This window comes from Bacillus cereus group sp. BfR-BA-01381 (assembly GCF_022663555.1).
Classification (GTDB): Bacteria; Bacillota; Bacilli; order Bacillales; family Bacillaceae_G; genus Bacillus_A; species Bacillus_A pacificus.
Window position 1 is genome coordinate 1 of sequence record NZ_JAKUFR010000237.1, and the last position, 403, is coordinate 403.

The following is a 403-nucleotide window of genomic DNA, read 5'->3' on the forward strand; positions in this document are numbered from 1 at the left end:
ACCTATAAACGGTGTGGCTGGAATTGAGGTGAAATAGATGGGATTAGCCGATAGGGTACTTCCGGAGCATATACAAAGAGCTGGGGCTTTAGAGCAGAAGTTACGAGAATACATGAAGAATCAAAAAATGTTAGAGCAACAAAGTAATAGAGCGATGAACAATCGTGAGGTTACAACAGCATTGGAATTAAAAGAATTAAGCAATAAACAAAAAGAAGAAGCTGCATCAGTTGAAAAAGAACTAATTGAACTGTACAGGCAAAAACAGAAAAAAGATAAATACATTAGAAACGAAGAACAAAAAAATGTTCTTGAAGTAGCGAATCGTCTGGAATCGCTAGGCGGTAATCCAAAAGTAGTAGAACAAATAAGAAAAAATGCATAAAAAAAGATCCATCGTGAA

The 403-nt window shown here is 35.5% G+C and carries 1 protein-coding gene; it reads left to right on the forward strand.

Features of this window, described 5'->3' with window-relative positions; genetic code table 11:
* Positions 1-37 precede the first annotated feature (37 nt).
* Positions 38-385 (forward strand): hypothetical protein, encoded by a 348-nt coding sequence (locus MR079_RS28490; RefSeq protein WP_242295093.1) that lies wholly within the window; start codon positions 38-40, stop codon positions 383-385.
* Positions 386-403: the final 18 nt, after the last annotated feature.

Excerpts from the sequence above, each read along its gene's own strand:
- MR079_RS28490 (WP_242295093.1), top strand. The coding sequence starts at position 38 with ATGGGATTAGCCGATAGGGTACTTCCGGAGCATATACAAAGAGCTGGG.